Source organism: Dactylosporangium sp. CS-047395, assembly GCF_050942185.1.
GTDB lineage: Bacteria > Actinomycetota > Actinomycetes > Mycobacteriales > Micromonosporaceae > Dactylosporangium.
The window spans coordinates 10,091,191-10,115,739 of record NZ_CP192015.1; the positions used below are offsets into that span (position 1 = coordinate 10,091,191).

The following is a 24,549-nucleotide window of genomic DNA, read 5'->3' on the forward strand; positions in this document are numbered from 1 at the left end:
CAGTCGTGGTCACCCGGTGGCATCGTGGGACACGCCCGGTCGCGACGGCGCGGTGAGGTACTGCCCGACCCTGGTCACCAGCATCGCCATCTCGTAGGCGATCACGCCGATGTCCGAGTCGGCGGCGCTGAGCACCGCGAGGCAGGCACCCTGCCCGGCGGCGGTGACGAACAGGAACGAGTTGTCCATCTCCACGATGGTCTGGCGGACCGAGCCGCCGTTGAACTGCCGCCCGGCGCTGCGGGCCAGGCTCTGGAACCCGGACGCGACGGCCGAGAGGTGCTCGGCGTCGTCGCGCCCGAGCCCGCTGGACGCGCCCATGAGCAGCCCGTCGGCGGAGAGCACCACGGCGTGCTGCGCCGACTCGACCCGCTCGACGAGATCGTCGAGGAGCCAGTCGAGCTTGCCGGTGCGGCTCGTCGAGTGCGTCACCTATGCGTCCCTTTCCGGAGAATTCGTGTCGGCGGCCTCGTCGGGCCCGAGCTGCCCGGCGTCGCGCCGCCCCTTCGTGAAGCCGGCCTGCAGCGAGGTCATCATCGCCCGGGTCTGCTCGGGTGATCGCCCACCGACCGCGGTGGTCGCGAACTGGGCCGCCGGGATGCCGTCGACGGTCCGCTCCTCCTCCGGCCGCTCCTTGAGCTGCGGGGCGATGCTGGCCTGACGCCGGCGCCGGGGCAGCCCGTCATCGGTGAGCTCCGGGTCCTCGTCCCGCACCGGGGCAAGAGCCTGCTCCGGTACTGCCGGAGGCTTCGCGGCCGCCGCGACGACATACTCCACCGACGACGGGCCCACCTCCTCGATCGTGGGGCGGATGGCGTCGGCGGGTTCGAGCTCCAGCACGGCCTCGGCGGCGGCCTGGCGCTCCTCGGCCGGCGTCGGCGCGGTCAGCTCGTGGGTCGCCCCGGAGATCAGGTGCGGCGGGATGAGCACGACCGCGGTGATGCCGCCGTACGCCGACGAGCGCAGCGTGACCCGCACCCCGTGCCGCGCGGCCAGCAGCGCCACCACGAAGAGGCCGAGCCGGGCCGAGTTGGCCGGGTCGAAGTCCGGCGGCTGGGCGAGGCGCAGGTTGGCCTCCTCGATCGCCTCCGGGGCCATGCCCAGGCCGCGGTCCTCGATCTCGACCGCGTAGCCGTTCGGCACCAGCTGCCCGCTGATCTGCACGCGGGTGTGCGGCGGCGAGTACGCGGTGGCGTTCTCGATCACCTCGGCCAGCAGGTGGATGACGTCGGCCACGGCCCGCCCGACCAGCGCGGCCTCGGGCAGGGCGAGGAACCCGACCCGGGCGTAGTCCTCGACCTCCGAGACGGCGCCGCGGATCACGTCGACCATCGGCACCGGGTTGCGCCAGCCCCGGCCGGGTGCGGCGCCGGCCAGGATGACCAGGTCCTCGGCGTGGCGGCGCATGCGGGTGGCGAGGTGGTCGACCCGGAAGAGGTCCTCGAGCTCTTCCGGGTCGGTGCTGCGCCGCTCCATCCGGTCCAGCAGCCCGAGCTGGCGGTGCAGCAGGGTCTGGCTGCGCCGGGCGATGTTGAGGAAGACCTCGTTGAGCCCCTGCCGCAGCTGGGCCTCGTGCACCGCGGACTGCACGGCGGTGCGCTGCACGGCGCTGAACGCGTTGCCCACCTTGCCGATCTCGTCCGCGCCGTACTCCAGCGGCGGCGCGGCCGCCACCACGTCGATCTTCTCGCCGTGGCGCAGCCGGGCGACGAGCGCGGGCAGCCGGACGTCGGCCAGGTCCTGGGCGTCCTGGCGCAGGCCGACGAGGCGCCGGATCAGCGAGCGGCCGATCCGGATCGACAGCAGGATCGAGATCACCACGGCGATCAGGCCGAGCACGCCGGCGCCGATGGTCCGCAGCACGATCGCGGTGCCGACCGGGCCCGCGTCGGCCACGATGACCTCGCCGAAGCGCAGGTCGAAGTCGCGCAGCTGGGCCACGAGCTTGTCGTACGCGTCGCGCCAGACGTTGATGTCGATCGGCAGCAGGCCGCCGGGCCGGGCGTCCGACATGATCTTGTTCTCGAGGTCCTGCACGCGCTTGTAGTTGTCGCCGGCCGCGATCGGGTCCCACAGCGCGCGGCCGCTCTCGGGCAGGCCGTACGTGGCGTCGGCGTACACGTTGCGCTTGGCCCCGATCACCGCGACCAGGTCCGAGCTCTCGCGATTCTGGAACTTCCCGGCCGCCGCGACGCCGCTGATGATCGCGTCCTCGCGAGCCAGCTGCTCGCGGCCGCGGCTGGTGGCGATCACGATGAGCGCGTTGCGGGTCAGGTTGGCGTCGCTGATCCCGGGCAGCGAGTCGTACCAGTGGTAGACCGCGTCGATCGGCCGGTTGTAGACGTTCAGCGCCTCGGCCCGGTCGATCTGGCCCAGCGAGATGCCCGTCCGGCCGGCCGTCAGCGCGTCGAACTCCTTGATGATGTCGCGCAGCCGGCCGCGGGCCACCTCGGGGATCGCGTCCTGCAGGTCGCTGTCGGCGGCGCGGCGGCGGAAGTCGTTGAGCGCCTCGTCGACCTTGCCGCGCTGCTCGGTGAGCGCGGCGGTCTCGGGCTTGCCCTCCTGGCGGCCCGTCGCGAGGTACACCTGGGTCAGCTTCCGCTCGCGCTGCAGCTCGACGATCACGTTCTCGGAGGGCTTACCGGACAGCGCGTAGTAGGTCTGGCTGTTGAACAGCTCGGCGGTGTCGCCGGCGGTCAGTGTGGTCGCGAACACCCACATCACCACGAGGGAGGCCAGGGGCGGCACCAGCAGGGTGATGATCTTCGCGCGGATCGACCAGGTACGGATTCTCCACGAAGAGCTCTTCATACGGTCGGTTCCTCGCTGGGTCGCGGGGCGATGGGAGGGGTGGCGCCTCGGGCATGATACGGACAGGTGGGGCCGGAAGTCACCAGCGAGGTTGTCAGGGGCATATAGCGGTCTCGCCCCTTTTTCCGCCCTTCGCCCGGTGTACACCGGACGTCCCGGGGCAGCCCGGCGCGATGCGACGTGGACGCTGGGTGGTGGCCGTCGGGGCCTGGGTGCTGTGTGCGGCCGGGCTGATCGCCCTGGCCTTCAATGCCGCCGCGGCGGGGCGGGCCGCCCTGCTGAAGGCGGCCCGACCGGCACCGGGCGCGCCCAGCACGCCCTCGCCCTCCCCGTCGCCGGACGCGCCGCGGATCCTGCGCACGCCGGGCGGGAACATCGTCGCCGGCTGCGACGGGACCCAGGTGCGGGTGCGCTACCTGAGCCCCGCGGCCGGCTTCCACATCGCGAGCGCGGACCGGGCGCCCGGGCCGCAGTCCCGGGTCACCTTCAAGGCCGACGGCGGCAAGGAGGTCCGGGTGGTCGTGCGTTGCGCGGCCGACGGCCCCCACGCGGACGTGGAGTAACAGGTCGGGGAAGGCCGCGGCGCGCATCGACCGCAATTTATATCACTGGTCAGATCATATTTATATGACCGGGTCGTGCACGTTCTAGCCGACCCGCTGGATCACCCCGAACTGCTCGGGCACCACGGCGGTGCCGACGCCACGGATCGCCATCGAGGCGCAACGCTGCGCGACCCCCGCCGCCTCCGCGAGGTCGGCCCCGGCCAGCCGCCCGAGCACGAACCCGGCCAGGTAGGCCCCGCCCGCGCCGGCCGCGTGCGCGACGGGCGCCGGCGGCGCGGCGGTGGTGAGCGTCTCCCCGTCGAGGCTGAGCACGGCCGAGCCCTCGGCGTCGAGGGTGACCGCCACGACGGCCGCCCCGGTGCGCCGCAGCAGCTGACCCCGGTCCCGGTCGCGGTCGAACTCCCCCGGCTGGTGCCCGAGCACCCGCGCGGCCTCGCCCCGGTTCGGGGTGACCAGGTCCGGCCCGGTGGGCGCCCACGGGGCCAGGTCGTGCGCGTCGACCGCGAACAGCGGCAGGTCGAGGCGGCGGGCCGCGAGCAGCGCGCGGATCTGCGGGCCGAGCGTGCCGTTGCCGTGGTCGCACACGACGACCGCGTCCGGGCGCGGCTCGGCGCTGAGGGTCTCGTCGAGCCGGCGCACCAGGGTCTCGGCCACCACCGGGCTGAGCGGGCCGGTGTCGCCGTCGTCGAAGCGGACCAGCACGTAGCCGTCCGCCACCACCCGCCGCTTGGTGACGGTGCGCCGCCCGACCGCGGTGACGAGCCGGTCGGCCACCCCGGCGTCCCACACGCACGTGCGCAGCCGCGCCCCCGCGTCGTCGTCCCCGACGGTGCCCACGAGGGTGGTCCGGGCCCCGAGGGCGGCGAAGTTGGCCGCGGTGTTGGCCGCGCCGCCGCACGCCTCGCGGGTGTCCTCCAGGGCGACCACGGGCACGGGGGCCTCCCGGCTGAGCCGGACCGGGCGTCCGCACAGCCATCCGTCGAGCAGTGCGTCGCCGACGACCAGCACCGAGGCGTCCCGCCAGCCCTCGGCCAGGACGGCGAAATTGCCTGAACTTTCCATCGGCCGCCGGTACCCCGGCCGGGCCGGTTCATTCCCGGCCCCGCGCCCGCCCGCGCCTGCGACAATCGGGACATCGAACGCGCAGACGTGGCGATCATCGGCGGGGGCGTCGCCGGCCTGGCCCTCGCCGCGGAGCTCGCCGAGCTGGATGGCCGGATGGTGGAACGGTCGGGCGGAACGCGCCCGGAGCGGCGGATCGTCCTGCTCGAACGGGAGAACCAGTACGCCTACCACTCGACCGGCCGCTCGATCGCCACGCTCTCGGAGACCCTGGGCTCACCCGAGCAGCGCGCCCTCACCCGGGCCTCGCGGACCATCCTCGACGCGCTCGGCGCCGAGTCGGGCACCCCGCTGCTGCGGACCCGCCCGGTCGTCTGGGTCGCCGACGAGGACAACGTGGGCGCCCTCAACGCGCTGCTGACCGCGAGCCCGGCCCTGCGCGCGGCCGATTCGGCCGCCGCGCGGACCCTCTGCCCGGCCCTGCGCCCGGAGATCACGGCCCGGGCGGCGGTCGAGCGCACCGCCCAGGACGTGGACGTGGAGGCGCTGCACCAGCAGTACCGCGACCGCGCGGCGGCCGCCGGGGCCACGCTGCGCACCGCGATCGGCCTGGAGTCCGGCACCTGGGACGACGCCCGCGCCGAGTGGACGCTCACCACCGACCGCGGCGAGCTCGTCACCCAGCGGGTCGTGAACGCCGCCGGGCCGTGGGCGGACGCGGTCGCCGCCCGCCTGGAGGTGCCGCCGGCCGGGCTGGCCAACCTCCGCCGCACGGTCGCGATCGCCACCGCGGAGGGCGTGGGCCCGGCCTGGCCGCTGGTCATCGACGTGGCCGGGCGCTACTACTTCCGCCCGGAGCGCGGCGGCCTGCTGGTCTCCCCGGCCGACGAGACCCCGTCGCCGCCGACCGACGCGGTCGCCGCACCGCAGGACATCAGCGTGGCGATCGAGCGGGTCAACGCGGCGACCTCGCTGCGCCTCGACCGGGTCCGCACGAGCTGGGCCGGCCTGCGCACGTTCGCGCCCGACCGCAACCCGATCGTCGGTCCGGACCCGAAGCAGGCGGGCTTCTTCTGGTTCGCCGGGCTGGGCGGCACGGGCATCCAGACCACCCCGGCGCTGGCCCGGCTGGCGGCGGCGCAGCTGCTCGGTGAGGCGTACGAGATCCCGGGCCTGGACCCCGCCGCGCTGCTACCCCGCTAGCCGGCCGGCCTCGGGCGCCCGCGCCGCGGGCACGGCGGCGAGCGCGCCGGGCGTGCGCAGCAGCGCGCGGTCGGCGTCGTCCACGAAGGACAGGTCGGCCTCCACGTGCCGGGTGGCCGCCGAGAGCAGCAGCGCCACCACCGGGTCCTCCGCCTTGCGCCGCAGCCCGTCGAGGTTGCGCAGCTCCCGCATGAGATAGGTGCGCTGCTGCGACAGCACCGTCTTGACCGTGGCCGCGTCGCCGGAGCGGGCCGCCGCCGTCACCTTGAGGAAGAAGTCGTCGCGGAAGCCGCCGCTGCGCGGGGAGGCCTCGGCCAGCCAGCGCCCGAGCTCGGTGCGGCCGCCCTCGGTGATCTCGTACACGACGCGGTCCGGCTTGACCGCCTGCGCGTGCCGCTGCGAGACCACCATGCCGTCACGGGAGAGCCGGTCCAGGATCTGGTACAGGTGGCCGATGTTGAGCGGGCCCCACTGCGGCCCGACCGCCGTCTCGAAGGCGCCCTTGAGCTCGTATCCGTAGCTCGGCCCGTGCGACAGCAGCGACAGCACCGCGTGATGGATCGGCATGACCGGAGATCGTACCCCTTGCATTGTCACAATGCATTGCGACAGAGTATGCGGGTGATCCCATTCATCTGGGCGCATCTGCGGGGGCGCGCGGCGAGATCGGTGGCGCTGCTGCTCGGCGTGCTGGTGGCCACCACCGGCTTCACCGTGCTGACCGGCGCCACGGACACCGTACGGCTGGAGGTCACCGGCGAGGTCGACCGCACCGCCACGGCCGCCTACCAGGTGCTCGTGCGGCCCCAGGGCACCCGCACCCAGCTCGAGAACGACCGGCAGAAGGTCCGGCCCAACTCGCTCAGCGGCATCTACGGCGGGATCACCACCGACCAGGTGGCCCGGATCGCCGCCCTCGACGGCGTGGACGTGGCGGCGCCGATCGCGATGGTCGGCTACGCCAACGAGTCGCGCTACGCCATCGAGGACGTCTCGGGCCTGGTCGACCGCTCGCTCGACCGGCAGCTGATCCGCGTCGACCGGACGTTCCTCGCCGACCACGGGCTGAGCACCGCCAAGGCCGCACCCTCGTTCGTGTACATCACGAAGCACCCGCTCGTCTGGCCCAAGGTCGACGGGGCGACCTCGGATCGCGTCGAGTACAGCGACGGCTCGGTGCGCCGCGGCTACGACCTGTGCGGCGACACGCTGCCCGTCCTCGAGGAGGGCCGGCCGGTCTGCGACCGGATCGAGGAGGAGGCGGTGTCGAGCCTGATGAACGACCTGCAGGGCGGGAGCCTCACCACCTTCCAGCTCATGCCCGACGGCCGCTTCCAGCAGGGCTCGCAGGGACCGAAGGCCGCCGACGTCGTCACGACCGACACCGCGGGCGTCTACCTGAGCTGGCGGATCCCGATGCTGCTGGCCGCGGTCGACCCGCGGGCCGAGGCCCGGCTGGTCGGGCTGGACCAGGCCGTCACCGCCGGGCACTACCTCGGCCCGGGCGACAAGGTCGAGCGGAAGTACCCGCCGATGAACGAGCCGTGGCTGCCGGTGCTGTCGGTCGAGCGGCCGTACCCGGACAACAGCCTCAGCATCGGCCTGAGCCGTATACCGCTGAGCGGGCAGCCGCCGGGTGACACTCCCGAACACACCCTGGCCACCTTCGACGCGATGAGCGGCCCCCGGCTGGAGACCCGCACCGTGCGGGCCGACCCCGAGAATGTCGGCGGGGCCGCCTACCTCACCCCGTTCATGCAGGTGGGCGGCATCGGCTACACCGAGAATCCGGACGGCTCGCTGACCGCGCTCCCGGTCGAGGCGGACCCGGAGGCCTGGCGCCTGGACGATCTGGAGGGCGTCCACGTGCCGTGGCAGATCTACGACACCGCGTACCGCACCATCGCCCAGACCCCCAAGCTGGGCGTCGCCGAGATCACCGGGATCTACGACCCGGCCCGGGTGCAGGCGTTCGACCCGCTGACCAAGGTGCCGATGGAGACGTACCAGGCCCCCACGGCCACCGGCGGCGACCAGCGCACCCGTGACCTGCTCGGCGGCGGCGCGCTGCTGCCCAACGGCAACCCGGCCGGCTACCTGGCCAGCCCGCCGACCCTGCTGACCAGCCTGGACCTGCTCGACCAGCTCTACGACACGCTCGGGCTGAGCACGCCGCGCAAGGCCCCGGTCTCGGCGGTGCGGGTGCGCGTGGCCGGGGTGCACGGCTTCGACGCCGCCGCGCGGGAGCGGGTCCGGGTGGTGGCCGAGCGGATCGCCGCCACGACCGGGCTGGACGTCGACATCACCTACGGCTCCTCGCCGCAGCCGCAGGCCGTGGACATCTCGGCGGGCCAGTTCGGCCGGCCGGCGCTGCGACTCTCGGAACTGTGGACCCGCAAGGGGGTGGCCGCGGCGATCGTGAGCGCCGTGGACCGCAAGAGCGTCGTGCTCTTCGTGTTGGTACTGGTGGTCTGCGCGCTGTTCCTCACCAACGCCGTCGCCGCCGGGGTCCGCGACCGGCGCACCGAGCTCGCGACGCTCACCGCGCTCGGCTGGCCGGCCCGCCGGGTGTTCGCCGTCGTGCTCGGCGAGGTGGCCGCGATCGGGCTCGTGGCGGGGGCGGGCACGATGCTGCTCGCGGCCCCGCTGGGGTGGCTGCTGGACGTGCGCGTGCCGTGGGGGCGGGGGCTGCTGGCGGTACCGATGGCGCTGCTTCTGGCTCTTCTGGCCGGACTGGCCCCGGCGCTGTCGGCCGCGCGGGCGCGCCCCGCCAAGGGCCTGCGTCCGGTGGCGCTGCGACCGCGCCGGGCCGGGCGTCCGCGCGGGCCGATCGGGCTGGGCCTGCGCAACCTGCTGCGGGTGCCCGGGCGCACGCTGCTCGGGGCCTGCGCGCTGGCCATCGGCATCACCGCCGCCACGCTGCTCGGCGCGATCACCTTCGCCTTCCACGGCACGATCGTCGGCACGCTGCTCGGCGACGCGGTGTCGCTGCAGGTCCGCTCGGTCGACACGATCGCGGTCGGGGCCACCGTGCTGCTGGGCGCCCTCGCCGTCGCCGACGTGCTCTACCTCAACATCCGCGACCGCTCGGCCGAGCTCGCGACGTTGCGCGCCACCGGCTGGACGGCGGGCGCGCTGGGCCGCCTGGTCGCGGCCGAGGGCTTCGGCATCGGCGTGCTCGGCGGCCTGCTCGGCGCCGGGGCCGGGCTCGGCGGCGCGGCCTGGCTGGTCGGCACGGTCACCACCGGGCTCATCTGGACCGCGGTGGCCGCCCTCGCCGCCGGCGCGCTGGTCGCCACCGTCGCCGCGATCGTCCCCGCGCTGCTCCTGCAGCGCCTGCCCACCGCCCGCCTGCTGGCCGAGGAGTGAGTCGAATGCTGTCCATCGAGGGCCTGAGCAAGCGGTTCCAGGACATCGTGGCCGCCGACGACCTGTCGCTGGAGGTCGCGGCGGGCAGCTTCACGGGCGTCACCGGGCCGAGCGGCTCCGGGAAGTCGACGCTGCTGCACCTGGTCGGCGCGATCGAGACGGCGGACGCGGGCACGATCACCGTCGACGGCGTGGAGGTGACCGGGCTGCGGCGGCGGCGCCTCAGCGAGTACCGGCGCGGCATCGGCTTTGTCTTTCAGCGTTATCACCTGCTGCCCGCGCTCAGTGCGCTCGACAACGTCATCGCCCCGGTCCTGCCGTTCAAGGTCGGGTTCGACAAGCGCGCCCGCGCGCGGGAGCTGCTCGACGCGGTCGGCCTGGCCGGTCGCGAGAAGGCGCTGCCGGCCCAGCTCTCCGGCGGGCAGCAGCAGCGGGTCGCGATCGCCCGCGCGCTGATCGGCGGGCCGAAGCTGCTGCTGGCCGACGAGCCCACCGGCAACCTGGACTCGGCCAACGGCGCCCAGATCCTCGACCTGCTGCTCGAACTGCGCGAGGAGCGCGGGATGACGGTCCTGCTGGCCACCCACGAGCAGCACATCGCGGCGCGCTGCGACCGCCTCATCCGCCTCGCCGACGGCCGGCTCGAGGAGGACATCGACCTCACGTCCGGTGAGCCGCCCGAGTCCACCCTGGCCCGAGCAACGCAGCTGCGGTTTTGAGGGGGTGTGGGTGGAGCGAAGCTCCCCCACTGTTCTGCAGGACATCGCGGGGTATCCAACGGTGCCAAGGCACCCATACAGTGTGCGGCTTTAGCCGTGGTTTGCCCCATTTCGCAGGTACGATGGCTCTTACGTGCTTGCGGGTTGGGGGTGGTATGCCGCAACTCGATACCGGCGTGCTCGCGCGGCCTGAACGGCTCCGCGCCCTGCGCCGCGCGCAACTGCTCCTGAGTTCCTCCTCGGCCCCGGTCGACGGCCTCGTCCGGCTCGCCGCCCGCTCCGTGGTGGCCCCCGTCGGCCTGCTCACGCTCGTCGACGCGGAGCGGATGCACGTGGTCGGCCGGCACGGCCTGCCGCCGGACCTCGAGCGCGTCCACGCCGAGCCCGCCACCAGCTCCTTCTGCCAGTTCGTGGTGGCCGAGGACGCGCCGCTCGTGGTCCGCGACGCGCGCGAGGACCCGATGCTGCGCGAGCTGGGCGTGCTGCACGGCCGGCACATCACGGCGTACCTCGGCCAGCCCGTGCACGACGCCGCCGGCCACACGCTCGGCGCGGTCTGCGTGACCGACTCCGTGCCGCGGCACTGGACCGACGACGACATCGCCGCCATCGCCGAGTGCGCCGGGCTGATCGAGGTCATGCTGGCCGCCGAGGCGTCCCGCGAGGACATCGCGATCGCCGCCGCCGAGACCGACGCGGTGCTGGAGACGGCCCTGGAGGCGTTCGTCGCCATCGAGCTCAACGGCGAGATCAAGCGCTGGAACCGCGCGGCCGAGCGCACCTTCGGCTGGACCGCCGAGGAGGCCATCGGCCAGGCCGTGCACGAGCTGATCATTCCCGAGCGGTTCCGGGCCGCGCACCGCGCCGGGCTCAGCCGGATGGCCCGCGGCGGCGTGCCGCGCGTGCTCGGCCAGCGCCTGCAGCTCTACGCCATCAACCGGGCCGGCGACGAGTTCCCGATCGAGATCACGCTCAACGTGATCGACGGCCCGCTCGGCCGGCACGCGCACGCGTTCATCTACGACATCAGCGAGCGGGTCACCGCCGAGCGGCAGCTGGCCCGCGAGCGGCACTTCCTGACCGCGCTGCTGGACAACCTCGACGTCGGCGTGGTCGCCAGCGACGAGCGCGGCCGGCTCATCCTGTTCAACCGCGCGATGCGGGAGATCACCGGGCACGACGCCGACGGCTCGACCCAGGAGGCCTGGAGCGCGATCCCGGCCGCGCCCGGCGGGGAGACGATCAGCGGCGAGGACATGCCGCTGACCCGCGCCTTCCGCGGCGAGCACATCCGCGAGGCCGAGCTGGTCATCCACCTGCCCGACCGGCCGCGGCGCTCGTTCACGGTCAACGCCCAGCCGATCCGCGACTCCGACGGCACCCGCCTGGGCGCGGTCGCGGCCCTGCACGAGGTCACCGACCGCCGCCGGGCCCAGCGCCTCATCGAGTGCGAGCTGGCCGTGTCGCGCATCCTGGAGCAGTCGCCGACCATCGAGGACGCCGGCCCCGAGCTGCTGGAGACGGTGGCGCGCACGCTGCACTGGCCGCACGCCGAGCTGTGGCTCGTGGACAAGGTCGGCAACGTGCTGCGCAACGCGGCCATGTGGACCGAGCCCGGGTACGAGATCCAGCACCCGGACCCGCTCGCCCCCGGCAAGGGCGTCTCCGGCGTGGCGTGGGAGACCGGGCAGCCGACGTGGATCCCGGACATCTCGGCGAGCACGAGCCGGTTGAACGTACCGTCGCTGGCCAAGCACGGCCTGCGGGTCGGCCTGGCCATCCCGATCCGCGACGGCCTCGGCGTCATCGGCACCCTGAGCTTCTTCGGCGACGCCGCCGAACAGCCCGAGCAGTCGCTGATCGCCCTGCTGTCGGGCATCGCCGCGCACGTCGGGCAGTTCCTGGAGCGGCGCCGGGCCGAGGACCTGGCCAAGCAGCTGGCGCGGACCAAGGACGAGTTCATCGCCCTGGTCGGCCATGAGCTGCGCACGCCGTTGACGTCGATCTCGTCGTACACCGAACTGCTGTTGCACGACGACCAGGAGGACCAGGAGTCCCGCGAGGAGTTCCTGGCCGTCATCGCCCGCAACGCCGAAAACCTCCGGGCCATCATCGACGACCTGCTCGACCTGGCCGGCCTGGAGAGCGGCTACGTGACCATGGTCGAGCGGCCGCTGGACTTCGCCGCCGTGGTGCGCGAGGTCGCGGACGCCAACGCGCGCGCCGCCCAGGAGAAGGACCTGGACGTCTCGGTGGTCCTGCCCGACGGCGCCGCCCCGGTCACCGGCGACCTCCCGCGCCTGCGCAAGGTGGTCGACCACCTGGTCACGAACGCGGTGAAGTTCACGCCGGCCGGCGGACGGGTCGAGATCCGCCTGGACGGCGACGTGGCGGGCGTCACGCTGCGGGTCGTGGACACCGGCGTGGGCATCCCGGAGGAGGAGCGGTCCCGGCTGTTCGAGCGCTTCTTCCGCGGGTCCAACATCCGCAACCAGGGCGTGCCGGGAACGGGGCTGGGCCTGGCGATCAGCCGTACCGTGGTCGAACGCCACGGCGGCACCATCACGGTCACCGACCACGGCGACAAACCGGGCACCACGTTCGTCGTCCGGCTGCCCGCCTACTGCCCGTAAGGCTCGTCTCGCCCCGCGCCCGTTTGCGCGTTCGCCGGGGTCGGGCAAGCTGGTTCCATGCGGTCTCGATTTGTGTCGTTGCTGGTCATGGGTGGCTTGGCGCTCACTGCCTGTTCGGATTCGGATACTTCATGGAAGAGCCCCGGCACCGGTACTTCCGGTGGCGCCGCCCCAGCTCCCGCCAAGCAGATCCCGATCTCGTCGCCCGCCAATGGCGCCACGGACGTCACGACCGCGCTTGACCTGGTCTTCGACGCTCCCGCCACGGCCGCGGTCACCTTGACGGACGCCTCGGGTGCCTCGATCACCGGCGCCGCGGTCTCCTCGACCGGCGGCGTGCACTGGGTGCCCGACAAGCAGCTCAAATGGGGCACGGAGTACACGGCCACGGTGAAGTCGGAGGACGCCACCGGCGAGGTGAAGTTCACCACCATGGCCAAGCCGTCCGGCCTGCAGCGCGTCACCAGCCAGATCGGCGACAACCAGGTCGTGGGCGTCGGCATGCCGATGATCCTGAGCTTCGCCAACGAGATCCCGAAGGACGCCCGGGCCGGCGTCGAGCGCCGCCTGTTCATGGAGTCGGACCCGCCCCAGGAGGGTTCCTGGAACTGGTTCAGCGCCAAGGAGGTGCACTACCGCCCGAAGGAGTACTGGCAGGCGGGCACCAAACTCAAGTTGCGGGCCGCGGTGGGCGGGGTCTCGCTCGGCGGCAAGTCGTACGCCGAGAAGGACCTCACCGTCGACGCGACCGTCGGCAAGCGGGTCATCATGGACGTCGACAACGCGACCAAGAAGATGACCATCACCGAGGACGGCGTGCTGCTCAAGACCATGCCGGTCAGCCTGGGCAAGCCGAGCAACCCCTCGGACAGCGGCAACTTCATCGTCATGGTGAAGAACGAGTGGGAGTGGTTCGACTCCTCCACCTACGGCGTGCCGGTGGACTCCCCCGACGGCTACCGCACCAAGGTCGAGTTCCCGCAGCGCATCACGTGGAGCGGCCAGTACATCCACGCCGCCCCCTGGTCCGTCGCCGACCAGGGCAAGCGCAACGTCTCCCACGGCTGCGTGAACATCTCCCTGGACCTCGCGAAGTGGCTCTACGGCGTGACCCACATCGGCGACCCGGTGATCGTGAAGGGCACCGAGGAGCGGGTGAAGTACGGCGACGGCTGGACGGACTGGGAGCTCCCCTGGGAGCAGTACCGGAAGGGCAGCGCGCTGTACTCCGCGTGAGCCCCGTTTTGGCTGGCCGTCGTTGGACCTGGTAGCCTGATTCATCGCGCTAGGTGACGCGCCGTCGTGCCATGCGCTCAAGGAAACCGAAACCCCGAGCTTTAAGACGAGGCTGTCGCGTGGCGAACATCAAGTCCCAGATCAAGCGCAACCGGCAGAACGAGAAGCGCCGCCTGCGCAACAAGTCGGTCAAGTCGTCGCTGAAGACGGCCATCCGCAAGTTCCACGAGGCGACCGCCGCCGGTGACAACGACACCGCTGCCGCGCTGCTTCGTGACGCTTCCCGGAAGCTGGACAAGGCCGCCAGCAAGGGCGTGATTCACAAGAACCAGGCGGCCAACCGGAAGTCGGCCATCACCAAGAAGCTGGCCGGGATCACCTCCGCCTGATTTTTTTCGCTGTACCGCGAAAAGCGCCGCCCACCTGGTGGAGCGGCGCTTTCGCTGTGCCCTGAGCCCACCTCCACCGCGCCTTCGGCTCCTCGCGCCGCGCCTTCCCGGATTCGTGCGCCGCGGCTCGGACTCCCGGCTCTCTGTCCGCCGGGCCGCCTTGGACTGTCTCCGCCGCGCCGCCCCGGGCTTCATCCCGCCGCGCCCTGGACTCGCTCTGCCGCGCCCTGGACTCCCTCGCCATGTCCCAGAGTCCTTCGCCGCACCCCGGGTTCCTTTTCGCCGCGGTTCCTTGACGGGCGTCTCGCAAAAAAGTGGCCTTGGGCTCCCGGCGAGCCGAAGCGCGCCGATCGTCCAAGGCCACATCACACCGGCACTCACATGCCGGATAAATGGGAATTACCGGGTGCTGGCGCCGGCCCGGGTGACGGACCGGCGGAGCAAGGTCTGATCAGGCGAAGCGCCCCTGGTTGACGCCACCCGTACGCTGCCGGGCCAGCTCATCCTCCGAGCGCCACCCCCGGTCCGCGTGCCGGCCGGTCGTGAAGTGCCCAGACGTCACGTTGTCGGTGTCCTCGGACCGCCGCCGCCCCGGCTGCTGCTGCTGACGAGCGTGCCGCCCGGTGTGCTCACGGTTGATCGGGCGCGTGTCGTGCCGCTCCTGGTCATACCGCCGGTGCTCGCCAGCCCCGCGCGCCTCGCCGTAACCGCCGCCGTAGCTCGGGTCGCCGCCGTAATTCGGGTCGCCGCCGTAATTCGGGTCTCCATGGTTGGAGACGCCATAAGTCGGATCGGCGTGGCTCGGGTTGGCATGGTTCGGGTCACCGTAGCTCGACTCGCCGTAGTTGGCCGATCCGTAGACGGTGCCGTGTCCCGCGGCGTACGAGTCGTCATGCCCAGCCCGGTACGCCTCGCCCCGCGCGGCCAGGTCACGGGCCGCCTCGGCCGCGGTCTCGCCGGTGTAGTCCGACACGTAGTCGGGCGCGCCGGGCTCCCACTCGCCGTACGAGCCCCACGACGTCCGGCGGCCGGTCGAGGACCACGCCGCCTGGTCGGCGAAGCCGGTCTCGTCGTCCCAGTCGGCCGACGCCTGCTGCTGGTGATGGGCACCCCGGACGGGCTGGTCACCCCACGCCGCGCGGTCCCCCCACGCCGTCTCGTCGCCCCAGTTGGCCTGCGCGTTCGCGCTCGCCGCAGGCGCGTTCCAGGCCGCCCGGTCGCCCCAGCCGTTGGTCTCGCCGGACCACTCGGCCTGCATCGGGTCGACCGACTCGCGCACCGGCTCGGCCGCCTGCTCCGCCCACGGGTCCTGAGCCGGCCGGTCGCTCCACCCCGACGGGTGCAGCGGCCGCGACCGCTGAAAGCCGTGCGAGTCGGTGTCCGTCCACTCGTCCTCGCCACCGCGCCCATGCCCGACACCATGCCCACGCTCAACGTCGACACGGCCATACCCAGGCTCGACGCCGTGCCCGGGCTCGACCGCGAAGCGCCCATCCCCAAGCTCGACGTCGACGCGCCCATCCCGAAGCTCGACGTCAACGCGCCCATCCCGAAGCTCGCCGGCGGCGTGGCCAGGCTCAACGGGCGGCAACGCGGGCGCGGGCAGGGCGTCCTCCGAGCCGGGCGAGATCCCGTACCCGGCGTCGACGACCTCCCGGTTGCCCTCGTCAGCCGCCGCGTGCCGAGACCCGGCGTCCTTGGCCGGCACCGAGATCTTGATGATCCCGACCTTCTTGCGCTGCGCCGGCGGCTCAACGGTCCGCGTACGCACCGCACCGGTCGACGACCCAGTCGCCCCCGACCCGTCCACCCCCGCGCCGGCCAAAGCCCCACTCGCCCCCGAACCGCCCACGCCAGAGCCGCCCGCAACAGAGCCGCCCGCAATAGAGCCGCCCGCGCCAGAGCCGTGCGACGCACCGTTCGAGCCAGAGCCGGAACCAGAGCCGGAACCAGAGCCGGAACCAGAGCCAGAGCCGTAGCCGGTCGACCCGGAGCGGGCCCGAGCGGCCGCGCCGGCCCGGGCGATCTCGGCTCGATCGAGCGCGGTCGCGGTCCTCCGGGGAACCGAGGTGCTCTCGTCGGTGCGGTCATCCGGATCCACCCGAGTGGATGACGCTCGATCGGATGAAGCCCGAGCCAGCGCCCGGGCGCGCTTGGAGCCGCCAATGACCATGTCGTTGACCTTGACCATGATCGCTACGACGGCCGGCAGGACGGGCACGGCCCACCAGCTGACCAGTTCGGCGAGGGCCAGCAGGACCCCCGCGGCGATCATGCACTCGAACAGCAGGAAACTCACGAATCCGCCCACGTGCAGGTGCCGAAGCCGCAGCGCCCGCACGTAGAGCGGCGCTTGGTGCGCGAACCCGTTGCTCGTCATCGTCCTATTCCTCCACCGCGCGCCGCGACCACTGCGAACACCGCCCGCTCGAGCGCATAGCCGCGGTCGTCAGATCCACCCTTCACGGCGGCGTTGCACTCAGCAGCCGCTCGCATGGCATCAACGAGCGCCTCGGCCGTCCAGCCACGGGCTTGGCGCTGCGCGCGTTCGACCTTCCACGGAGGCATTCCCAAACTACCGGCGAGTTGGTATGCGCTGCCCTTGCCGGCGGAGGCCACCCGGGCCACGGTCCGGACCCCGTCGGCGATGGCATCGGCGATCGGCACCGGGTCCACGCCGACGTGCAGCGCCCACCGCAGCGCCTCCAGCGCCCCGGCCGCGTCGCCGACCATGACGGCATCGGCGACGGTGAACCCGGAGACCTCGGCCCGGCCCTTGTAGTACTGCGCGATCGTCTTCACATCGATCCGCCCGCCGGTGTCGGCGACGAGCTGCGAACAGGCCGCCACGATCTCGCGCAGGTCGTTGCCAACGGCCGCCAGCAGCGCCTCGGCCGCGTCCTCGCCGGCCTTGCCGCCCTGCCGCCGGATCTCGTTGCGCACGAAGTCGACCCGCTCGCGGTGCTTGCCGATCTTCGCCGCGGTCACCACGTCGGCCCCGGCCGCCTTGAACCCGTCGGCCAGCGCCTTGCCCTTGGCCCCGCCGGCGTGGGTGACCACGAGCACGACGTCGTCCTCGGGCGACTTGGCGTACGCGGTCAGCGCCGCCGCCACGTCCTTCTTCGCGTCCTGCCCGTCGAGCACCACGATCACCCGCCGCCCGCCGAACAGCGAGGGGCTGAGCATCTCGGCCAGTTCGCCCACGACGAGCTCCCCGCCCGCCTTCTGCCGCACCTCGGTGTCGGGCTCCTCGGCCCGGGCGGCGGCGATGGTCTCGGCGACGGCACGGGAGACGAGCAGCTCCTCGTCCCCGATCACCAGGCGAAGGCGCGGAAGACTAGACACGCCAGCCATCGTGTCACGCGCCGACCCGCGCGAACGCGCCCGCGCGGCCGCCGCGGCGAAGTCCGTCATGATCCGCGGGCGGCGACGGCAAGGCGACCATCGGCGTCCCGCACCACGGCGACATCCCCCAGCTGATCGGTACGCATCACCCGCGCCCCACCCCGCTCCAGCCGAGCGAGCAGCACCGAACTGGGATGCCCGTAGTCGTTCCCGACCCCCACGCTGACCAGCGCCACCCGGGGCGAAACGGCGGCAAGGAACTCCTCGGACTGGTAGGCCGACCCATGGTGGGCGACCTTCAGAACGTCGGCCCGCAGAGCCAGCGGCAGCAGGCTGAGCTGCTCCTCCGTCTCGGCGTCCCCGGTCAGCAGCACCCGGATCCCATCGACGGTCACCGCCAGTACCAGCGAATTGTTGTTAGGGTCCGAACGAGTCCCGGTCACCGGCCGCACCGGCCCCAGCACCTCGACCCGCACCTCCCCCACGGTCAGCGCCGACCCCGGCACCGCCGGAGCCGCCGGCACCCCGCGCCCCAGCACCGCCGACCGAGCGGCGGCCGGCTCGGCGAAGGACGGCACCAGCAGCCCGTCCACCCGGCGCCCGCGCAGCACCCCGTCCAGCCCGCCCACGTGGTCGACGTGGAAGTGGCTGATCACGAGGAGCGGCACCCGGTGCACGCCGAGCCGCCGCAGGCACCCGTCCACCGGGTCCGGCTCCGGCCCGGCATCGACGACCACAGCGGAACCCGGCCCGGCCGCCACCGCCAGCGCGTCGCCCTGCCCCACGTCGCACGCCACCACCAGCCACCCCCGCGGCGGCCAGGCGGCGGCGAGGAAGCGCACCGGCACCGCCCCGAGCACGGCGGCCACCGCGGCGACGAGGACCCAGCGCCGCACCACCGGCCACCGGAACCCGGCCAGCAGCGCCGCGACGAGCGCCCCGAGCAGCAGCCCGCCCCCGGTCCCGCCGGGCCACGGCAGCAGCCCGGCCGGCACGTCCGCCCCACGGTGCGCGACGACCACCAGCCATCGGGCCGGCCACGACGCCAGCCAGGCCGCGAAGGCCGCGAGGGAGGGCAGCACCGGCGACAGCACCGCCGAGCTGAGCCCGAGAATCGTCGCCGGCGCGACGGCCGGCGCCGCGAGCAGGTTGGCCGGAATCGTCGTCAGGCTGACGCTCGCCGAGATGGCCGCGATCACGGGCGCGCAGGCCGCCTGAGCCGCCGCCGGCACCGCCACCGCCTCCGCCGCCACCCGAGGCCAACCGCGCTCTTCGAGGGCCCGGGTCCAGCGCGGCGCGATGAGCACCAACCCGCCCGTGGCGAGCACCGACAGCGCGAACCCGGCGTCGACGGCCAGTTCCGGATCGAGCACGACGAGCCCGAGCACCCCCGCCGCGAGCGCCGGCACCGCCGCCCGCGGCCGCCCGAGCGCGAGCGCGACGAGCGCCAGCCCGCCCATGGCCGCGGCCCGCAGGACACTGGGCGAGGGCCGTACGAGCACCACGAACCCCGCCAGCGCCAGCACACACAGCACCGCCGCCACCCGGGGCCCGGCCCGGCACCACCGCACCCCGACGAGCACCAGCCCGACGACGATCGCCAGATTCGCCCCGCTCACAGCGGTCAAGTGGGTCAGTCCGGTGGTCTTGAAGTCGTCCGCGAGCGCCGGGTCGAGCCGGCTGGTGTCCCCCACCACCAGCCCCGGCAACAGCCCGCCCGGCTCGGCCGGCAACCCAGCACAGGCCCGCTGCAGCCCGGCCCGCAGCGTCCCCGCGGCCCGCTGCACCCACGGCGCCGCCCCGACCAGCGTGGGCCCGGCGCTGATGGAGAGCAGCGCCGCCCCGAGATCCCCGCCGTCGGGCGGGGACAGCCGGGCGGACGCCTCGGCATGCTGCCCCGGCAGCAGCCCGAGCCAGCCCCGGTCGCCGGCCAGCACCAACACCCGGGAGGAGAGCACGATCCGCCGCTCGCCGGTCTCGATCCAGTCGAGCCGGGCGGGCACGATCACGGTGGCGTCCCGCCCGACGTGCGCCCGACCGAGCCGCGGGTCGTCGCTGATCACCAGCCCGGCCCGCACCGTGGCGTGTCGCACGGCCAGCCCCCGCAACGGCTCCGCGTCCCGCTCGCCGACCCGCGCCGCCGTCGCCGCCGCGCCGCAGGCCACCCCGGCCGCCGCCGCGGCCACGATCCACCGCGCCCGCCCGAACCGCCACAGCACCGCCACCAGCAACGCCCCGCCGGCCAGGCCCCACCCCACCGCCGCGGGCAGGAACAACGCCCCGATCGCCGCGAACCAGCACCCCAGCGCCGCCCCGACCAGGCGCAGGTCGGCGGTCATACCGTGACCTTGTCCTTGAGCTGCGCGAACTTCGCGTCGCCGATCCCCTCGACCTGCCGCAGGTCGGTCACAGCCCGGAACCCGCCGTGCCCGTCGCGGAACTCCACGATCCGCTGCGCCAGCACCTCTCCGATCCCGGGCAGCTTCTGCAGGTCGGCCACGGAGGCCGTATTCAAGTTGATCAACCCCGAGCCAGGACCGGCGCCGGCGGGAGCGGCCCCGACCGGCGGCGGCACCCCGACGGCGATCATCTCCCCGTCGACCACCTTGCGCGCCAGGTTCAGCCCGGTGACATCGGTCCCGGCCACGATCCCGCCCGCCGCGTCGATCGCGTCGGCCACCCGGGAGCCCGCCGGCAGCCGCACCAGCCCCGGCCGGTTCACCTTCCCGGCCACCGAAACGATCAAAATGGCGGGCGAAGCGGGCGCGGCGGCCACCGACACGGCGGGAGCAGGCGCCGCCGTCACATGCGGGCGCGAGAACCAGACCAGCGCGGCCGAGAGGCACACCACGAAACCGGCCACCACGAGCAGGACCCGCCGCCCCCGCGGCCCCGGGTCCCAGGTCGGCCCAGGTCTTCGGCGCTTGAGGGCGTCGTCCTGGAAGGCGTCGTCCCAGGGGTAGTCGTCGCCGGAAACATCAGGAAGCTCATCAGGAAGCTCGGTCACGCGGTCCACGCCAGGGAGGCTAGGCCGATCGGAGCAAGCCCGCAGACCCCCTGTGGATAACTCAGTCGACCCTGTGGATAACCACGGCGACCATGCCCGGCCCCACGTGCGCCCCGACCACCGCGCCCACCTCGGTCAGGTACGCACCGCGCAGCCGCTCCCCGAACCGCTCCTTCACGGTCGTGAGCAGCGCGTCGGCCCGATCCGGGGCGGCCAGGTGATGCACGGCCACGTCCACGTCCGACTCCCCGGCCGACTCGACCGCGATGTCGACCAGCCGGGCCAGCGCGCGGCCGGCCGTGCGGACCTTCTCGCGGACCACGACGCCCTGCTCGGTGGTGTGCAGGATCGGCTTGACCGACAGCGCCGTGCCCAGCAGCGCGGCCGCCGCGCCGATCCGGCCGCCCCGGCGCAGGAACTCGAGGGTGTCGACATAGAACAGCGTCGTCGTACGCCCCACCGCCGCCTCCGCCGCCGCCCGCACCTCGGCCGGCGAGCCACCGGCCGCGGCCGCGTCGGCGGCGGCCAGCGCGGGGAAGCCGAGCCCCATCCCGGTCGACTGGGTGTCGATGACCTCGACCCGCCCGTCGAAGTCGGCGGCGGCCAGGGTCGCGGCGTCGTACGTGCCCGAGAGCTGCGCCGACAGGTGCACGGACAGCACCGACCGGGCGCCGTCGTCGAGCAGCTTGCGGTACACCTGGGAGAAGGCCTCGGGCGACGGCCGCGACGTGGTGACCGCGACCCGGCGGGCGTTGAGCGCCTCGGCGACGGTGGCCGAGTCGATGTCGACGGTCTCCAGGCCCGGCACGCCGTTGACGACCACGGCGAGCGGCACCACGGTGAGCCCGCCCACGGCGCCGGCGGGCAACGGCGGCAGATACGCGGTCGAGTCGGTGACCACGGCGACAGGCTGCGGGCGGGTCATGACGGCACGGTAGCCGATCCCCGCGCCCCCAAAAAGAGCGACCGCACCCCCACGAGAAGCGACCACGCCCCCAAGAAGGAGGACCGCGTCCTCAAGGAAAGCGTCAGTTCTCAACCCGGGAGACGCGGAACGGCGTGCCCTGCTGACACGTGCTCATCATCTCCGGCTCGGGCTTGCCGTACACGGTCACCGTAGCCCCGCTCTTCAAAGCGGCCCGATCCCCGCCCAGCAGCAGATACGTCTTGCTGTCGGTCGCCGAGAGCAGCACGCACCCCGGCTCCACCCCGTCCTTGACCGTCCCCCGCACGGACACGAGCGGCTGCTCCGACCCGAGCGAAAGAGACGGCGAAAGAGAAACCGAAGGTGCGGAGGCGGTGGTGGGCACGACGGACGGCGGCGGCGCCGTGACCGGCTCCGACGTCTCCCCACACGCGGCAAGGCCGGCCAGAGCCAGCCCACCCCCGACGATCAGCGCTACAAGCCTCATGACACCTTCGACGCTAGACCCCACCCCGGGGTTCCGATGCAAATCAGGGCACGTTGTGCGCGTCGAGCTGCCAGCCCCGCTTCGGGTCGCGGCGCAGGTGGGTGCGGTGGCAGTTGTGCATCGGCCCGAACCGCGGCGCGTACTCCATCGGCAACCCCACCATCGCCAGCGTCGCGAACCGCGCGGCGGCGCCGTGCGTGGCGGCCAGGACGACACCATCGGGCCCGGCCTTGTCGACCGCCTCGTGCAGCGCCGCGAGCATCCGCTTGGCCACCACGTCGATCTCCTCGACGCCGGCCTCGCCGACCTCGTCGCCGCGCCGCCAGCGCTCGAACGCCACGGGCCACCGCGCGATCGCCTCGGGGTGCATGAGCCCCTCCCACTCGCCGAAGCTGCGCTCGCGCAGCCGCGGGTCGAAGGTGGGCTCCATCCCGGTGATGGCGGTCAGGGCGGCGGCCGTGGTGGCGGCGCGCTGCAGGTCGCTGGAGATGAACACGGTCGGCTGCAGCGCGGCCACCCGGGGCGCGCTCTCGGCCGCCTGCTCAACGCCGACCGGTGACAGGGGCGTATCGGTCTGCCCCTGAATCCGATGCGACCGATTCCACTCCGTCTGCCCGTGGCGCCAAAGAACAACGAGGGTCATGCCGAAGCAGGGAGATCGCGGTCCACGAACTCGATCTGCGGGCAGTCCTTCCACAGCCGATCGAGCGCGTAGAACTCGCGCTCCTCGGAATGCTGCACATGCACCACGATGTCCACGTAGTCCAGCAGCACCCACCGCCCGCCGCGCTCGCCCTCGCGCCGCACCGGCTTCGCCTTCTCCGGCAGCTGCACCAGCCGCTCCTCGATCGCGTCGACGATCGACAGCACCTGGCGCTCGTTGGGCGCCGAAGCGAGCAGGAACGCGTCGGTGATGACCAGCTGGTCGGCCACGTCGAGGATGACGATGTCCTCGGCCTTCTTGTCGGCGGCCGCCTGCGCGGCGGTGAGCGCCAGCTCGCGGGCACGCTCAGTCGCGGGCACCGGGCTCCCTTCGTAAGACCACCCCGGTCAGGTTCACCGGGCTCGTTCAAGCCTCTCACGCGGGTACGACATTTTGCTCCTCAGATACTGCCGACTTTTCGGTACAAACCGCGCTTTGCGATGTACTGCACCACTCCGTCGGGGACCAGATACCAGACCGGCTTGCCCTCCTCGACCCGCCGGCGGCAGTCGGTGGAGGAGATCGCCATGGCCGGCACCTGCACCTTGCTCACCCGGTCGGCCGGAAGGTGCGAGGCGCTCAGCTCGAACCCGGGCCGGGTCACGCCCACGAAATGCGCCAGCTCGAACAGGTCGGGCGCGTCCTTCCACGACAGGATCTTGCCCAGCGCGTCCGCACCGGTGATGAAGAACAACTCCGCGTCGGTACCGTAAGCAGCCCGCAAGTCACGCAACGTGTCCACGGTGTATGTGGGCCCGCCCCGGTCGATGTCCACGCGGCTCACCGTGAAGCGCGGGTTGGAGGCGGTGGCGATGACGGTCATGAGGTACCGGTCCTCGGCCGGGCTGACCGCGACCTCGCTCTTCTGCCACGGCTCCCCGGTCGGGACGAAGACCACCTGGTCGAGCCCGAACCGGTCGGCCACCTCGCTGGCCGCCACGAGGTGGCCGTGGTGGATCGGATCGAAGGTGCCGCCCATGATGCCCACACGCATCACCGCATCGTAATGATCGCGAGCGCGAACGGGGGACGTGCGGAGCATCACCGCGACGGTTGGCGGTACGGTGACGCGCATGACGATGTCCCACCCGAAGGGCGATTTCGACAGTTCCCGCGCCGTGTGGCGTTCGGCGCCCGGCGACAGTCACGGCAGCCGCGTCGAGGTGGCGTTCGTCGACGACCTCATCGGCCTGCGCAACGGCACCGACCCGGACAGCCCGGTCCTCGTCTTCACCCAGGACGAATGGGACGCCTTCGTGGCGGGCGCCAAAGACGGCGAGTTCGACGTCTGAGGCACCCGCCAAGGACAAAAAAACCAACCGCCAAGGACAACCGCCGCACTTGTACGGCTAGAGCAGCGACCGCAACGGCGCCAGCCGCTCCAGCCGCGGCGCGAGCGCGCGCACCCGCAGTACGAGCGAGACCGCCTCGAACACCGCCTCCTCATCACCGTCCGACGCGTCAACCCCCGGCGCGTCAACCCCCGGCGCGTCAGCCCCGGAAGCCGAGCACGAGGCCCAGTCGTACACCGGCCGCACCCACGACCCGAGCGGCACCAGCGCCGCCATCCGCCCGCCCCGCTCCGCGATCGTGAACGCCGTGACCAGCGAGTCGTCGGCGATCGCGGCCGCGATGGCCAGCCCCGCCACGTCCAGGTCGCGCACCCCGGACACCACCGCGTCGATCAGCGTCGGCGCCGGCCGGTCGAAGGCCACCCAGCCGACCCAGCCCCCGTCGTCGCCGGGCGGCGCCGGCGGGGCGGCCCAGCCCACCGGCACGACGGGCAGCCCACCCCGCGACGGCAGCGCCTCCACGCACAGGTCCCGCGCCCGCACGAACAGCGCGTCCGCCGCCGGCTCGGTCAGCTCCCCGGCCACCAGCAGCCGGAACTGCCGCACCCGCATCACGGCCGCCGCCCGCACGCGCGGTGCCGGTGGGTGAACGCGTCGATCCGCCGCGCCACCCGCTCCGCCGCCACCCCCGGCGGCACGTGCTCCGGAATGCCGAGCCACCCCCGGCACGCCGGGCACTCCAGCCGCAGCCAGCCCCCACCCTTGCATTCCTCGTCTCGCACAGGTCCTCCCCCACCGACGC

At 73.1% G+C, this 24,549-nt stretch carries 23 protein-coding genes; 8 read left to right on the forward strand and 15 right to left on the reverse strand.

From position 1 onward, the window contains the following. Positions 1-9: 9 nt before the first annotated feature. Together ACQP00_RS47135 and ACQP00_RS47140 are read right to left on the reverse strand one after the other, a co-directional pair. On the reverse strand, positions 10-432 hold the full coding sequence (locus ACQP00_RS47135; protein WP_433210219.1) for a roadblock/LC7 domain-containing protein: 423 nt from the start codon (positions 430-432) through the stop codon (positions 10-12). Next, positions 433-2,811, reverse strand: a complete 2,379-nt coding sequence (locus ACQP00_RS47140; RefSeq protein ID WP_433210221.1) for a sensor histidine kinase — start codon at positions 2,809-2,811, stop codon at positions 433-435. 173 nt (positions 2,812-2,984) lie between these two features. Between ACQP00_RS47140 and ACQP00_RS47145 the strand changes: the two genes are divergently transcribed. After that, positions 2,985-3,374, forward strand: a complete 390-nt coding sequence (locus ACQP00_RS47145) for a hypothetical protein (RefSeq protein WP_433210223.1) — start codon at positions 2,985-2,987, stop codon at positions 3,372-3,374. Positions 3,375-3,458: 84 nt separating this feature from the next. On the opposite strand, the gene ACQP00_RS47150 is transcribed toward ACQP00_RS47145, so the two are convergent. Further along, positions 3,459-4,439 carry a bifunctional heptose 7-phosphate kinase/heptose 1-phosphate adenyltransferase gene (locus tag ACQP00_RS47150; RefSeq protein WP_433210225.1) on the reverse strand — a complete coding sequence of 327 codons (981 nt, stop codon included), beginning with the start codon at positions 4,437-4,439 and terminating at the stop codon, positions 3,459-3,461. Between the two features lie 87 nt (positions 4,440-4,526). Between ACQP00_RS47150 and ACQP00_RS47155 the strand changes: the two genes are divergently transcribed. Next, entirely contained in the window at positions 4,527-5,642 is a 1,116-nt protein-coding gene (locus ACQP00_RS47155; protein ID WP_433210227.1) for an NAD(P)/FAD-dependent oxidoreductase, read from the forward strand. Here the strand turns inward: ACQP00_RS47155 and ACQP00_RS47160 are convergent. Further along, positions 5,631-6,209 carry a PadR family transcriptional regulator gene (locus ACQP00_RS47160; RefSeq protein WP_433210229.1) on the reverse strand — a complete coding sequence of 193 codons (579 nt, stop codon included), beginning with the start codon at positions 6,207-6,209 and terminating at the stop codon, positions 5,631-5,633. The genes ACQP00_RS47155 and ACQP00_RS47160 overlap by 12 nt on opposite strands. A gap of 54 nt (positions 6,210-6,263) precedes the next feature. Here ACQP00_RS47160 and ACQP00_RS47165 point away from each other — a divergent pair, with 54 nt between their 5' ends. The 5 genes from ACQP00_RS47165 to rpsT all read left to right on the forward strand — a co-directional run bounded on the left by ACQP00_RS47165 (position 6,264) and on the right by rpsT (position 13,988). After that, a complete protein-coding gene (locus tag ACQP00_RS47165) occupies positions 6,264-9,011 on the forward strand; it encodes an FtsX-like permease family protein (protein ID WP_433210231.1) in 2,748 nt (915 codons plus the stop codon). 5 nt (positions 9,012-9,016) lie between these two features. After that, positions 9,017-9,730 (forward strand): ABC transporter ATP-binding protein, encoded by a 714-nt coding sequence (locus ACQP00_RS47170; RefSeq protein ID WP_433210233.1) that lies wholly within the window; start codon positions 9,017-9,019, stop codon positions 9,728-9,730. 155 nt (positions 9,731-9,885) lie between these two features. Next, positions 9,886-12,363: a PAS domain S-box protein gene (locus tag ACQP00_RS47175; protein ID WP_433210234.1), complete on the forward strand. Its 2,478-nt coding sequence runs from the start codon at positions 9,886-9,888 to the stop codon at positions 12,361-12,363. A gap of 57 nt (positions 12,364-12,420) precedes the next feature. After that, positions 12,421-13,599 (forward strand): Ig-like domain-containing protein, encoded by a 1,179-nt coding sequence (locus tag ACQP00_RS47180; protein ID WP_433210236.1) that lies wholly within the window; start codon positions 12,421-12,423, stop codon positions 13,597-13,599. A 119-nt stretch (positions 13,600-13,718) separates the two neighbouring features. Continuing rightward, entirely contained in the window at positions 13,719-13,988 is a 270-nt protein-coding gene (gene rpsT / locus ACQP00_RS47185) for a 30S ribosomal protein S20 (protein ID WP_433210238.1), read from the forward strand. A 451-nt stretch (positions 13,989-14,439) separates the two neighbouring features. Here rpsT and ACQP00_RS47190 read toward each other — a convergent pair whose 3' ends face one another. The 9 genes from ACQP00_RS47190 to nadD all read right to left on the reverse strand — a co-directional run bounded on the left by ACQP00_RS47190 (position 14,440) and on the right by nadD (position 23,434). Then, positions 14,440-16,368, reverse strand: coding sequence for a hypothetical protein (locus ACQP00_RS47190; protein ID WP_433210240.1), 1,929 nt, complete (start codon positions 16,366-16,368; stop codon positions 14,440-14,442). Beyond that, positions 16,365-17,342, reverse strand: a complete 978-nt coding sequence (holA, locus tag ACQP00_RS47195) for a DNA polymerase III subunit delta (protein ID WP_433210242.1) — start codon at positions 17,340-17,342, stop codon at positions 16,365-16,367. The genes ACQP00_RS47190 and holA overlap by 4 nt, the downstream gene beginning before the upstream one ends. Positions 17,343-17,398: 56 nt before the next feature. After that, complete coding sequence (locus ACQP00_RS47200; RefSeq protein ID WP_433210244.1) at positions 17,399-19,672, reverse strand: ComEC/Rec2 family competence protein; 2,274 nt, start codon at positions 19,670-19,672, stop codon at positions 17,399-17,401. Next, positions 19,669-20,349, reverse strand: coding sequence for a helix-hairpin-helix domain-containing protein (locus tag ACQP00_RS47205; RefSeq protein WP_433210246.1), 681 nt, complete (start codon positions 20,347-20,349; stop codon positions 19,669-19,671). The genes ACQP00_RS47200 and ACQP00_RS47205 overlap by 4 nt, the downstream gene beginning before the upstream one ends. A 52-nt stretch (positions 20,350-20,401) precedes the next feature. Further along, positions 20,402-21,265 carry a DegV family protein gene (locus tag ACQP00_RS47210; RefSeq protein ID WP_433210248.1) on the reverse strand — a complete coding sequence of 288 codons (864 nt, stop codon included), beginning with the start codon at positions 21,263-21,265 and terminating at the stop codon, positions 20,402-20,404. Between the two features lie 103 nt (positions 21,266-21,368). Then, complete coding sequence (locus tag ACQP00_RS47215) at positions 21,369-21,752, reverse strand: hypothetical protein (protein ID WP_433210250.1); 384 nt, start codon at positions 21,750-21,752, stop codon at positions 21,369-21,371. A gap of 43 nt (positions 21,753-21,795) precedes the next feature. Further along, positions 21,796-22,395, reverse strand: a complete 600-nt coding sequence (locus ACQP00_RS47220; protein WP_433210252.1) for a histidine phosphatase family protein — start codon at positions 22,393-22,395, stop codon at positions 21,796-21,798. Continuing rightward, positions 22,392-22,775 (reverse strand): ribosome silencing factor, encoded by a 384-nt coding sequence (gene rsfS / locus ACQP00_RS47225; RefSeq protein WP_433210254.1) that lies wholly within the window; start codon positions 22,773-22,775, stop codon positions 22,392-22,394. Before rsfS ends, ACQP00_RS47220 begins: the two co-directional genes overlap by 4 nt. An 80-nt stretch (positions 22,776-22,855) precedes the next feature. After that, complete coding sequence (gene nadD / locus ACQP00_RS47230; RefSeq protein ID WP_433224245.1) at positions 22,856-23,434, reverse strand: nicotinate-nucleotide adenylyltransferase; 579 nt, start codon at positions 23,432-23,434, stop codon at positions 22,856-22,858. Between the two features lie 100 nt (positions 23,435-23,534). On the opposite strand from nadD, the gene ACQP00_RS47235 reads away from it, so the two are divergent. Beyond that, the gene (locus ACQP00_RS47235) at positions 23,535-23,747 is read left to right on the forward strand and encodes a DUF397 domain-containing protein (protein WP_433224247.1); all 213 of its coding nucleotides are present in this window, start codon (positions 23,535-23,537) and stop codon (positions 23,745-23,747) included. 57 nt (positions 23,748-23,804) lie between these two features. Here ACQP00_RS47235 and ACQP00_RS47240 read toward each other — a convergent pair whose 3' ends face one another. After that, the gene (locus ACQP00_RS47240; RefSeq protein WP_433210256.1) at positions 23,805-24,353 is read right to left on the reverse strand and encodes a hypothetical protein; all 549 of its coding nucleotides are present in this window, start codon (positions 24,351-24,353) and stop codon (positions 23,805-23,807) included. 5 nt (positions 24,354-24,358) lie between these two features. Further along, complete coding sequence (locus tag ACQP00_RS47245) at positions 24,359-24,529, reverse strand: hypothetical protein (protein WP_433210258.1); 171 nt, start codon at positions 24,527-24,529, stop codon at positions 24,359-24,361. Positions 24,530-24,549: the final 20 nt, after the last annotated feature.

What these genes read in the sequence shown, in the direction of transcription:
- ACQP00_RS47160 (WP_433210229.1), bottom strand. Translation starts at nt 6,209, where the DNA reads ATGCCGATCCATCACGCGGTGCTGTCGCTGCTGTCGCACGGGCCGAGC.
- ACQP00_RS47200 (WP_433210244.1), bottom strand. Translation starts at nt 19,672, where the DNA reads ATGACCGCCGACCTGCGCCTGGTCGGGGCGGCGCTGGGGTGCTGGTTC.
- ACQP00_RS47235 (WP_433224247.1), top strand. Translation starts at nt 23,535, where the DNA reads ATGTCCCACCCGAAGGGCGATTTCGACAGTTCCCGCGCCGTGTGGCGT.
- ACQP00_RS47170 (WP_433210233.1), top strand. Translation starts at nt 9,017, where the DNA reads ATGCTGTCCATCGAGGGCCTGAGCAAGCGGTTCCAGGACATCGTGGCC.
- ACQP00_RS47145 (WP_433210223.1), top strand. Translation starts at nt 2,985, where the DNA reads ATGCGACGTGGACGCTGGGTGGTGGCCGTCGGGGCCTGGGTGCTGTGT.
- ACQP00_RS47150 (WP_433210225.1), bottom strand. Translation starts at nt 4,439, where the DNA reads ATGGAAAGTTCAGGCAATTTCGCCGTCCTGGCCGAGGGCTGGCGGGAC.
- nadD (WP_433224245.1), bottom strand. Translation starts at nt 23,434, where the DNA reads ATGGGCGGCACCTTCGATCCGATCCACCACGGCCACCTCGTGGCGGCC.
- ACQP00_RS47220 (WP_433210252.1), bottom strand. Translation starts at nt 22,395, where the DNA reads ATGACCCTCGTTGTTCTTTGGCGCCACGGGCAGACGGAGTGGAATCGG.
- holA (WP_433210242.1), bottom strand. Translation starts at nt 17,342, where the DNA reads ATGGCTGGCGTGTCTAGTCTTCCGCGCCTTCGCCTGGTGATCGGGGAC.
- ACQP00_RS47140 (WP_433210221.1), bottom strand. Translation starts at nt 2,811, where the DNA reads ATGAAGAGCTCTTCGTGGAGAATCCGTACCTGGTCGATCCGCGCGAAG.
- ACQP00_RS47215 (WP_433210250.1), bottom strand. Translation starts at nt 21,752, where the DNA reads ATGAGGCTTGTAGCGCTGATCGTCGGGGGTGGGCTGGCTCTGGCCGGC.
- ACQP00_RS47180 (WP_433210236.1), top strand. Translation starts at nt 12,421, where the DNA reads ATGCGGTCTCGATTTGTGTCGTTGCTGGTCATGGGTGGCTTGGCGCTC.
- ACQP00_RS47175 (WP_433210234.1), top strand. Translation starts at nt 9,886, where the DNA reads ATGCCGCAACTCGATACCGGCGTGCTCGCGCGGCCTGAACGGCTCCGC.
- ACQP00_RS47210 (WP_433210248.1), bottom strand. Translation starts at nt 21,265, where the DNA reads ATGACCCGCCCGCAGCCTGTCGCCGTGGTCACCGACTCGACCGCGTAT.
- ACQP00_RS47190 (WP_433210240.1), bottom strand. Translation starts at nt 16,368, where the DNA reads ATGACGAGCAACGGGTTCGCGCACCAAGCGCCGCTCTACGTGCGGGCG.